This window comes from Bradyrhizobium guangdongense (genome assembly GCF_006483445.1).
Taxonomy (GTDB): Bacteria; Pseudomonadota; Alphaproteobacteria; order Rhizobiales; family Xanthobacteraceae; genus Bradyrhizobium; species Bradyrhizobium guangdongense_A.
Map to the genome: position 1 here is coordinate 1 of NZ_PPPT01000207.1, position 9,446 is coordinate 9,446.

General features: G+C 66.7%; 11 protein-coding genes. 6 read left to right on the forward strand and 5 right to left on the reverse strand.

Features of this window, described 5'->3' with window-relative positions; translation table 11 throughout:
• On the reverse strand, nt 1-668 hold a 668-nt coding region (locus C2U70_RS27630), incomplete at its 3' end, for an ABC transporter substrate-binding protein (protein ID WP_140981791.1).
• A gap of 106 nt (nt 669-774) precedes the next feature.
• Nucleotides 775-1,668 (reverse strand): helix-turn-helix transcriptional regulator, encoded by an 894-nt coding sequence (locus C2U70_RS27635; protein ID WP_140981792.1) that lies wholly within the window; start codon nt 1,666-1,668, stop codon nt 775-777.
• Nucleotides 1,669-1,775: 107 nt separating this feature from the next.
• Between C2U70_RS27635 and C2U70_RS27640 the strand changes: the two genes are divergently transcribed.
• From C2U70_RS27640 to C2U70_RS27660, 5 genes are read left to right on the forward strand one after another with little or no spacing between them, the layout of a single operon-like run.
• Entirely contained in the window at nt 1,776-2,468 is a 693-nt protein-coding gene (locus tag C2U70_RS27640; RefSeq protein ID WP_140981793.1) for an ABC transporter permease, read from the forward strand.
• A gap of 2 nt (nt 2,469-2,470) precedes the next feature.
• The gene (locus C2U70_RS27645) at nt 2,471-3,193 is read left to right on the forward strand and encodes an ATP-binding cassette domain-containing protein (RefSeq protein WP_140981794.1); all 723 of its coding nucleotides are present in this window, start codon (nt 2,471-2,473) and stop codon (nt 3,191-3,193) included.
• A 13-nt stretch (nt 3,194-3,206) separates the two neighbouring features.
• Complete coding sequence (locus C2U70_RS27650; RefSeq protein ID WP_140981795.1) at nt 3,207-4,040, forward strand: substrate-binding domain-containing protein; 834 nt, start codon at nt 3,207-3,209, stop codon at nt 4,038-4,040.
• A gap of 46 nt (nt 4,041-4,086) precedes the next feature.
• Nucleotides 4,087-5,193 (forward strand): molybdopterin-binding protein, encoded by a 1,107-nt coding sequence (locus tag C2U70_RS27655; protein WP_140981796.1) that lies wholly within the window; start codon nt 4,087-4,089, stop codon nt 5,191-5,193.
• Between the two features lie 12 nt (nt 5,194-5,205).
• Nucleotides 5,206-7,155: a molybdopterin biosynthesis protein gene (locus C2U70_RS27660; RefSeq protein ID WP_140981797.1), complete on the forward strand. Its 1,950-nt coding sequence runs from the start codon at nt 5,206-5,208 to the stop codon at nt 7,153-7,155.
• Between the two features lie 34 nt (nt 7,156-7,189).
• On the opposite strand, the gene C2U70_RS27665 is transcribed toward C2U70_RS27660, so the two are convergent.
• The gene (locus tag C2U70_RS27665; protein WP_140981798.1) at nt 7,190-7,408 is read right to left on the reverse strand and encodes a hypothetical protein; all 219 of its coding nucleotides are present in this window, start codon (nt 7,406-7,408) and stop codon (nt 7,190-7,192) included.
• Nucleotides 7,409-7,540: 132 nt separating this feature from the next.
• Here C2U70_RS27665 and C2U70_RS27670 point away from each other — a divergent pair, with 132 nt between their 5' ends.
• Complete coding sequence (locus C2U70_RS27670) at nt 7,541-7,849, forward strand: hypothetical protein (protein WP_140981799.1); 309 nt, start codon at nt 7,541-7,543, stop codon at nt 7,847-7,849.
• Here the strand turns inward: C2U70_RS27670 and mobA are convergent.
• Both mobA and C2U70_RS27680 read right to left on the reverse strand, forming a co-directional pair.
• Nucleotides 7,843-8,475, reverse strand: a complete 633-nt coding sequence (gene mobA, locus C2U70_RS27675) for a molybdenum cofactor guanylyltransferase MobA (RefSeq protein ID WP_140981800.1) — start codon at nt 8,473-8,475, stop codon at nt 7,843-7,845. The two genes, C2U70_RS27670 and mobA, sit on opposite strands and share 7 nt — an antisense overlap.
• Nucleotides 8,468-9,358: a formate dehydrogenase accessory sulfurtransferase FdhD gene (locus C2U70_RS27680; RefSeq protein WP_140981801.1), complete on the reverse strand. Its 891-nt coding sequence runs from the start codon at nt 9,356-9,358 to the stop codon at nt 8,468-8,470. The genes mobA and C2U70_RS27680 overlap by 8 nt, the downstream gene beginning before the upstream one ends.
• Nucleotides 9,359-9,446 lie beyond the last annotated feature (88 nt).

Below are 9,446 nucleotides of genomic sequence, written 5' to 3' on the forward strand. Positions count from 1 at the left end.
GCCTTGGAGGCCTGCGCCTGCAGCACGAAGGAGGAGAGGTCCGGCGTCGCCAAGGGCGGCCGCACCGAGCCCAGCACCTTGCCGCCATTGGCGGTCACGACGGCGGAGGCGTCGCGCTCCAGCGAATGGCCGAAGGCGTAATCGTCGGTGATGAAGAACCAGCTATCGCCGCCGCGCTTGACCACGGCCTGCGCGGTGCCGACAGCGAGCGCGCGGGTGTCGAACACCCACTGGATCGCGTAAGGCGAGCAGAATTTGCCGTGGAAGTCGGCAGTACCCGTCGAATGCGTGATGAACAGCTTCTTCTTCTCGTTGGCGATGTTCTGCACGGCAAGGCCGACGGCGGAGACCGGCACATCGACGATGAGATCGACCTGATCGACGTCGTACCAGCGCCGCGCGATCCCGCCGCCGATATCGGGCTTGAGCTGGTGGTCGCCGACGATCACGCTGATCGGCTTGCCCAGCACCTTGCCGCCGAAATCGTCGATCGCCATCTGCGCCGCCGTCACCGAGCCCTGGCCGGTCGGCGTCGAGGCCGGGCCGTTCATGTCGGTGAGCACGCCGATCTTGACGATGTCGTCGGACACTTGCGCGAACGCCGCGCCCGACACCAGCGTCGCCGCAAGTGCGGCAACGACGGACAGTCCTGTAGTCCTTGGAGACACGCTTTTCCTCCCTCGTCCGGCGCATTGGCCGGTGTTGCCTGTGCCGCTTGAGGCGCGGCTGAATTGGTTTCTTTTGCAACTATTGGAGAGGGGCGTCAACGTGGCTTCAGGCGGCGAAGCGGATTTGTCCTGCGGGCGAGGTATCGTAGCCCGTGAGTTCCTCGGCGCGCTGCCGCAGCCGCTTGTCGGTCAGGAACCGGATCAGCGCCTGCATCGGCGGGCGGAAATAGCTGCGTTGCCGCAGCGCAAGATCAAAGCTTTCCCAGAGCAGCGGCGCGAATTCGAGCCCCGCCGCCTTGGCCGCGGCCCGCGTTGCGACGCCGCAATCCGCGTTCCCTGCGCGGATCGCGGCCGCAAGGTCCGGCCCGGTGAGGCAGGGATCGTCCATCCGGCGCAGGTCCTTCTGTGAAGCGCCGGCGCGCTTCAACAGCACGTCGAGCAGCATCTGCGCGCCCGCGCCCTGCTGGCGCAGCGCCATTTTCGCGCCGAGCGCCAGCACGTCGGACAGGCTGCGCAGCTTCTTCGGATTGCCTGCCGGCAGCACCAATCCTTGTTCGCGGCGCACCATGCCGATCAGCACCACGTCGTGCAGGTCGGATGCCGTGCGCACCGCCGCCGCATTGGCATCGTTTGCCAGATTGTCCGAGGAATCGATGCTGTGAAAATGCACCGCAGCCGCCATCACCTCGTTGCGCTGCAGACGCTCGAGCCCGCGCGCGGTGCCCTCGCTCAACGAGGCGAGGCCCGAGCCGGACTCACGCAGGCTCCATTCCAAGAGATCGTCCTGGCTGCCGCCGATGATCGGTGGCGGCTCCGAGGTCAGCATTCCGGAGGGGCGCGCCAGGCCGGACAGGACCCAGAGGTCGAGTTCATGCCGGGGAAACAGCCACTTCCCGGTCACCTTGCTGCACGGGATCGCGCCCGTTGTGACGAGCTCATAGAGCTTCCGCTCGCCCAACCGGAGGTAGTCGGCAGCCTCGCTGGTGGTCAAAAATTCCATTCTGCATTCCTATGCATATTCTTGTTTGTTTTTTGGCATTTGACGCGAGCAGGAATCTTTGCAGTTCATTGGGGGTAACTGGATCAGTCGGTTCCGGCGAGGGAACAATGCCCGATCACCTCAATGCTTTGCAACTGATCCTGTCAGGCGACCCCACCCTGGTTGCAATCGTGCGGCTGTCGCTAGGGGTGAGCCTGGCTGCCGTGCTTCTGGCGGCGGCGATCGGCATGCCGCTCGGGGCGCTGTTGGCGCTGACCCGGTTTCCGGGGCGCTCGGTGCTCGTGGTGCTGCTCAACGCGATGATGGGGCTGCCGCCGGTCGTCGTCGGGCTCGCGCTTTATCTGCTACTGTCCCGCTCCGGTCCCCTCGGCGAGTTCGGCATCCTCTTCACGCCGACCGCGATGGTGGTGGCGCAGACCGTTCTCATCCTGCCGATCATCGCCGCGCTGACGCGGCAGACGATCGAGGATCTCTGGACTGAATATCGCGACGAGCTCAGCGCTATGAATGTCGGCGCAGTCGGTCGGATGACGACGCTGCTGTGGGACGCGCGCTTCAGCCTGCTGACAGCCTTGCTCGCAGGTTTTGGCCGCGCCGCGGCCGAGGTCGGTGCAGTCATGATCGTCGGTGGCAATATCGACGGCTTCACCCGGACCATGACGACCACGGTGGCGCTCGAGACGTCCAAGGGCAATCTGCCGCTGGCGATGGGCCTGGGCGCGATCCTGATCGTGATCGTGCTCGCGATCAACGCGGCCGCCTGGGGCACGCGCGCCTGGTCGCAGAGGCTGACGGGTTGAGCATGCGCGCGCCGGCAAGCGATCTCCCCCTCATGTTCGAGAACGTCTCGCTACAGGCGGGTGCGACCATCATTCTCAACTCGCTGAGCCTCACGATCGCACCGGGCGCGCCGACCCTGATCGTCGGGCCCAATGGTTCGGGCAAGACCAGCCTGCTCAGGCTCTGCATGGGGCTTGCGACGCCGACGAGCGGCCGCATCAGTTGGGGCGGCCGCAGCGATCCGGCGCCGACGCGTCGCGCCTTCGTCTTCCAGCGTCCGGTGATGTTGCGGCGAACGGCCGCAGCCAATGTGAGCTACGCGCTGGCGCAGGCCGGCGCTCCGCGTTCAGGACGCGCGAGGCGCGCGGCAGATCTCCTAACGCGGGTCGGACTTGCCGATCTCGCGTCACGTCCGGCGCGCCTTCTCTCAGGCGGCGAGCAGCAACGGCTGGCATTGGCGCGCGCGCTCGCCCGCGATCCCGAAATCCTCCTGCTCGACGAGCCGACCGCCAATCTCGATCCGGCCGCGACGCGCGCGGTGGAAGAGATCGTGCTGTCGGCCGCGCAGTCCGGCATCAAGATCGTGATGGCCTCGCACGATCTCGGCCAGGTGCGCCGGCTTGCGGGCGAGGTCGTGTTCCTCGCGCGCGGGGCGCTGTGCGAGCGCGCTGCGACCGCCGATTTCCTCGATCATCCCGCAACATCAGAGGCGCGCGCCTTCCTGCGCGGCGATCTCGTCATTTGACCGGAGCATGCCCATGACCTCTCGCCGCTCGTTCGTCGCGCTCGCGATCCTGCTCGGCATCGTATCGTCAGGCACGCCGTCATCCGCGCAGGAGCGCTCGATCGTCGTCGCCTCCACCACCTCGACGCAGGATTCCGGGCTGTTCGGCTATCTCCTGCCGATCTTCAAGGCGAAGAGCGGCATCGATGTGAAGGTGATCGCGCAAGGCACCGGGCAGGCGCTCGACACCGCCCGGCGCGGCGACGCCGACGTCGTGTTCGTCCATGCCAAACCGCAGGAGGAAAAATTCGTCGCGGAAGGTTTTGGCGTGAAGCGCTTTGACGTGATGTACAACGATTTCGTGCTCGTCGGCCCGAAAAGCGATCCCGCCGGTGTGAAGGGCAAGGATATTGCCACCGCGCTGAAGACGATCGAGTCCAAGGGCGCGCCGTTCGTCTCGCGCGGCGATCGTTCCGGCACGCACGCGGCCGAGCTCGCGCTGTGGATCGTGGCCGGCATCGATATCGGAAGCGCCAAGGGCGCCTGGTATCGCGAGATCGGGCAGGGCATGGGCGCGGCGCTCAACACCGCGAGCGCGATGAACGCCTATGTGCTCGCCGACCGCGGCACCTGGATCTCCTTCAAGAACCGCGGCGATCTCGACATCGTCGTCGAAGGCGACCGGCGGCTGTTCAACCAGTACGGCGTGATGCTGGTGAATCCGGAAAGGCATCCGTCGGTGAAGAAGGAAGCGGGGCAGGTCTTTGTCGACTGGCTGGTGTCTGCCGAGGGGCAGGCCGCGATCGCCAGCTACAAGATCGAAGGCCAGCAGCTCTTCTTCCCCAACGCCGAGAAGAAGGGGAGCTGAGGCGAGCCAGTTGCCAAACGTCACGCGCCATGGTCCACCCTAGCGCATGACCCAGCGCCTGCCGCCATCGCTCACGCCGCTCGACGCCGCGCTCGCAGCCCTGCTGCGTGAGCTTCAGCCGGTCGCGCCGATCGCTTTGCCGCTGGCCGAGGCGCTCGGCTGCATTGCCGCCGAGATGCCGGTGCTCAAGGCGTATCCGCCGCATGATGTCGCAGCCGCGGACGGCTGGGCGCTGCGCGCCAACGATCTTGTCGGTGTGTCTTCTTATTCGCCGCTGCCGCTGCCTGCGCCGCCGGTCTGGGTCGAGAGCGGCGACGCGATGCCCGAAGGCACCGACTGCGTGCTCGATGCCGATGCAGTCGCGACCGTGGGGCCGATCAGCGAAGTGCTGGCCGAGGGAATTCCGGGGCAAGGCGTGCGGCGCGCCGGCAGCGACATTGCCGCGGGTGCATCGGTTGCTGCGCCGGGTACGAAAATCTGCGCAACGGATCTCATGCTCGCGCGCGCGGCTGGAGTCGGGATGCTGAGCGTGCGGCGCCCGCGCCTGCGCATCGTCAATGTCGGCGATAGCCGAGTCTCCGCGCGGCTGATTGCGGAGCACGCGCGCGCATGCGGAGCAGAGATCGTCGAGATCGCGGCAGGCGCGCGCGATCCGGCGTCAATCGCTGATGTGCTCGATGCCAGCGCCTGCGATCTGCTCCTGCTCATCGGCGGCACTGGTGTTGGGCGCGAGGACGCGGCCATCTCTGCTCTCGCCGTGCACGGCAATCTGCTCGCCCATGGTATCGCGCTCGAACCCGGGCGGACGGCGGCGACCGGCCGACTGGGCGCCGTTCCCGTCATCGCGCTGCCGGGATCGCCGGACCAGGCGCTCGCAACATGGCTGACGCTGGCGCGTCCGGTGCTTGATCGCCTGTCGGCGCGCCGGCAGCAACGGGCGATCACCCTGCCGCTCGCGCGCAAGATCGCCTCCGGCGTCGGCGTCGCCGAGATCGCGCTTTTGACCGAAGAGGCCGGAACCTGGCAGCCGCTTGCAGTCGGCGCGTTGGCGCTGCAGTCGATCGCGCGGGCAGACGGCTGGCTCCTGGTTCCCGGCGACAGCGAAGGCTTTGCTGCGGGGCAGCCGGTCGATGCTTATCGCCTGCGGGAGTGATATGGGTTCGACATGACCACGCCCCCGCAACCGCAGGATCGCGCCTCGCTCGATCAGGACCAGTTCTTGAAAATCCTCTCGCGCGAGGAAGCGGTGCGGCGCTTTGACGACGCCGTGTTCCCGCGCGCGTTGCCCGCCGAGATGCGCAAGCTCACTGATGCGCTCGGCTGCGCGCTGGCGGAGGACGTCACTGCGCGTATCGACGTGCCGCCGTTCGATCGCTCCAATGTCGACGGCTTTGCCGTACGCTCGGCCGATCTCGCTCCCGCCGGTGAAGCCGCGCCCGTTCGTCTTGCACTGAACGGCGAAGTGATCGCCTGCGGCACGGCGCCGACGCTTCAGGTCGCATCTGGCACGGCGACGCCGATTGCGACCGGCGGTCCAGTGCCGCGCGGCGCCGACGCAATCGTCATGGTCGAGCACACGCAGCCCGCAGGTGCACAAGGCGTCGAGGTGCGCCGCGCTGTCTCGCCCGGGCAGTTCGTCTCCTATGCCGGTTCCGACATTGCGCGCGGCGAGGCGCTGCTGCGCGCCGGCACCGTGATCGGCTCGCGCGAGATCGGCATGCTGGCGGCCTGCGGCATCGCCGAGGTCAAGGTCGCGCGTAAGCCGCGTGTTGCCGTGATCTCCACCGGCGACGAGCTCGTTCAGCCCGGCGAGGCACTTCCACCCGCCGCGATCTACGACACCAATGGTGCGATCGTTGCTGCCGCGATCGACGAGAATGGCGGCGTCGCCACTTTTCTGGGTGCCATCCCCGACGACGAAGCGAAGCTCGAAGCTGCGATGCGCGCCGCGCTGGCCGACGCCGACATGCTCGTGCTCTCCGGCGGCACGTCGAAGGGCGCAGGCGATCTCTCCCATCGCATCATCGGCCGTCTCGGCAAGCCCGGCATTATCGCCCATGGCGTTGCGCTCAAACCCGGCAAGCCGCTGTGCCTTGCGGTCTGCGACGGCAAGCCGGTCGTGATCCTGCCGGGCTTTCCGACCTCGGCGATGTTCACCTTCCACGACATGATCGTGCCGGTGCTGCGCAAGATGGCCGGCCTGCCGCCGCGCGCCGACGCCAAGGTGAACGCAAAGGTGCCGGTGCGCATCGCCTCCGAGCTCGGCCGCACCGAATTCGTCATGGTGTCGCTGGTCGAGAGCCGCGACGGCCTGATCGCCTATCCCTCCGGCAAAGGCTCCGGCGCCATCACCTCCTTCGCGCAGGCCGATGGCTTCTTGCGCATCGATGCGCTCGCCGACCAGATGCCGTCAGGCACCGAAGCCGAGGTGACGCTGTTCACGCCGCATGTGCGCGTGCCTGACCTCGTCATCATCGGCAGCCATTGCACCGGTCTCGATCTCGTCACCGCGCCGTTGGCGCGCGCGGGCCTTGCCGTCCGTTCGATCGCCGTCGGCAGCCTCGGCGGGCTCGCGGCTGCACGGCGCGGCGAATGCGATCTTGCGCCGATCCATCTGTTCGACGACAAGACCGAAACCTACAATACGCCCTGGCTCGCCGAAGGCCTCGAGCTCGTGCCGGGCTGGCGGCGCATGCAAGGCATCGTCTTCCGCAAAGGCGACGAGCGCTTCGAAGGCCTCGGTGCGAAGGAAGCTGTCGCTGCCGCGCTGGCCGATCCCGCCTGTATCATGGTCAATCGCAACCAGGGTGCCGGCACGCGCATCCTGATCGATCGTCTGCTTGGCGGTGCGCGCCCCGAAGGCTACTGGAATCAGCCGCGCTCGCATAACGCGGTGGCCGCCGCGGTCGCGCAACGTCGCGCCGACTGGGGCATGACCATTGCGCCGGTCGCCCATACAACGGGCCTCGGTTTCATTCCGCTCGCCGAGGAGCATTACGATTTCGCGCTGGTGACAGCGCGCAAGCAGCGTCCGGCGGTGCAGGCTTTTCTCGAGGCGCTGGCCTCGGATGACCGCCGCGCCGCATTGGAGCGCGCCGGATTCCGGCCGGCCTGACCTCGCGAGACAACATCTGGCTGAGGGAGTGGGCCTAGTCTTGCGACGACCGGCGCAGGCGCTCGCGTTCCTCGGCTTCCGCGAGCGCACGCTGCGCGGCGGGAGGCAACGGCTTTGGGTCCGCAGGGACGTCGACGATCTTGTCGCTGCCCGTGGCCATCTCGCTCAGCCGTTTGGTGCGATCGATCGCGACCGTGAGATCGCAGACGAGATCCACGATGGTAAACAGGGCGTTCAGCAGTGGCTCAGCCATCTGGCGTATCCGCGCGGCAGTTTTTCACCTCAGGGGTCGCAACCAGCCGCGATCCGGTTCAATGAACTTGGCCTGCCGCCGCTTCAATGAACTTGGCCTGCCGCCGCCGCGACCAAGGAGGGTGAGCCCGCCATGACCGCGTCAAATCCCCCGAATTTCCGCAAGATCGCCGCCCTGATCGCGGCCGCCGGCACGTTGTTCTGGCTCTACACCTTCTACTTCATCGCCCATGTCCCGCCCGGAGACGGCTCCGGCTTTCAGTGGCTGGCGGTGTTTCCACTCGGCATGATCTTTGCCATTTTCTTTCTGCCGGCCTGGCTGCTCGTCGCTGGCGGCTGGCTGCCACGGTTCACCACGGCGTACGGTCTCTGCGGCCTGATCGCCTTCGCGATCATCTGGTCGCAGCTCCTCAACGAGTTTCCGAAAGCCAAGCTCTACTGAGAGGCCGCATCCAGCGCGGCGAGCCGTTCGGCTTCCGCTACATCTTCCACCGTGTTCGCATTGAAGAACGGATCGAGCGGCTCGGCCGGCCAACTCACGGTCGCCAGCCGATAGCGCGCGGTCCAGCGGTCGATCTTGCGAATATCTTCCACCGTGAGTGCGTGGCGCAGCGCATCGCGCAAATCGACACGCCACAGTCCGATCACCGGATGCGACTGACCGCCCGAGGCCGCGACGGCGAGCTGCGCGTTCTCCCTCCCGCGCGCCTCGTGCAGCCGTGCGACGAGATCGCGCGGCAGGAACGGGCAGTCGGCCGCGGTGCTCAGCACCCACTCAACCTCCGGCCGGTTCGCTGCCGTCCAGTCGAGCGCGGCGAGGATGCCGGCAAGCGGGCCGGGATAGTCGGGCACGTCGTCGGCGATCACGGTCAACCCGAATGCGGCAAAGCGCGCGGGATCGCCATTGGCATTGAGGATCAGGCGATCGCATTGCGGCGTCAGCCGCGCGATGACGCGATCGAGGATGGTACGGCCACCGATGGTGCGCATCGGCTTGTCGCCGCCGCCCATGCGCCGTGCGAGGCCGCCGGCGAGCAGCACGCCAATCGTCGACGGCATCTCAGTCATCGCCACCTTCGCCCTTGCGCTTGTGCCTGGCCGACTCCTCCTCGACATAGTCGAGGTTCTGGTCGTAGACGATGCGCTCTTCGCCCGCGAGCGCGAGGAAACGCTTTCCGCGCGTGCGCCCGATCAGCGTCAGCCCGACCTGCCGCGCGAGATCGACACCCCAGGCGGTGAAGCCGGAGCGCGAGACGAGAATGGGAATGCCCATGCGCACGGTCTTGATCACCATCTCCGAGGTGAGGCGGCCGGTGGTGTAGAGGATCTTGTCGCCGGCTTCCACGTTGTGGCGGTACATCCAGCCCGCGATCTTGTCGACGGCGTTGTGGCGGCCGACGTCCTCGGTGTAGCAGAGCGGGGTGCCCTCCTTGCACAGCACGCAGCCATGGATCGCGCCGGCTTCGAGATAGAGCGAGGGCATGGTGTTGATGGTCTGCGTCATCTGGTAGAGCCAGGAGGTGCGCAGCTCCGCCTTCGGCAGCGCCACGCTCTCGATCGCTTCGAGCAGATCGCCGAACGCGGTGCCCTGTGCGCAGCCCGAGGTCTGCGTCCGCTTCTTCAGCTTGGCTTCGAAATTGGTGTGGTGCTCGGTGCGCACGACGACCACCTGGAGGTCGTCGTGGTATTCGACCTCGGTGACCACGTCGTTATATTTCAGCATGTTCTGGTTCAGGAGATAGCCGAGCGCCAGATATTCCGGATAGTCGCCGATCGTCATCATGGTGACGATCTCCTGGGCGTTGAGATAGAGCGTCAGCGGCCGCTCCATCGGCACCCTGGTCTCGACCTTTGCGCCGGTCTGGTCGACGCCGATCACGGCCTGCGTCAGGCGCGGATCGTCTGGATTCGGGACGATCAGGGGGACCGGGGCTTTCTCGATCTTCATCATGGGCGCGAGGTTAGCATGACATTCCGTTCAAGCCGATATAAGCATGGCGGAGAATGGGTAAAATGCCTCCCTCGTCATTGCGAGCGAA

Excerpts from the sequence above, each read along its gene's own strand:
- C2U70_RS27635 (WP_140981792.1), bottom strand. The coding sequence starts at position 1,668 with ATGGAATTTTTGACCACCAGCGAGGCTGCCGACTACCTCCGGTTGGGC.
- C2U70_RS27640 (WP_140981793.1), top strand. The coding sequence starts at position 1,776 with ATGCCCGATCACCTCAATGCTTTGCAACTGATCCTGTCAGGCGACCCC.
- C2U70_RS27645 (WP_140981794.1), top strand. The coding sequence starts at position 2,471 with ATGCGCGCGCCGGCAAGCGATCTCCCCCTCATGTTCGAGAACGTCTCG.
- C2U70_RS27650 (WP_140981795.1), top strand. The coding sequence starts at position 3,207 with ATGACCTCTCGCCGCTCGTTCGTCGCGCTCGCGATCCTGCTCGGCATC.
- C2U70_RS27655 (WP_140981796.1), top strand. The coding sequence starts at position 4,087 with ATGACCCAGCGCCTGCCGCCATCGCTCACGCCGCTCGACGCCGCGCTC.
- C2U70_RS27660 (WP_140981797.1), top strand. The coding sequence starts at position 5,206 with ATGACCACGCCCCCGCAACCGCAGGATCGCGCCTCGCTCGATCAGGAC.
- C2U70_RS27665 (WP_140981798.1), bottom strand. The coding sequence starts at position 7,408 with ATGGCTGAGCCACTGCTGAACGCCCTGTTTACCATCGTGGATCTCGTC.
- C2U70_RS27670 (WP_140981799.1), top strand. The coding sequence starts at position 7,541 with ATGACCGCGTCAAATCCCCCGAATTTCCGCAAGATCGCCGCCCTGATC.
- mobA (WP_140981800.1), bottom strand. The coding sequence starts at position 8,475 with ATGACTGAGATGCCGTCGACGATTGGCGTGCTGCTCGCCGGCGGCCTC.
- C2U70_RS27680 (WP_140981801.1), bottom strand. The coding sequence starts at position 9,358 with ATGATGAAGATCGAGAAAGCCCCGGTCCCCCTGATCGTCCCGAATCCA.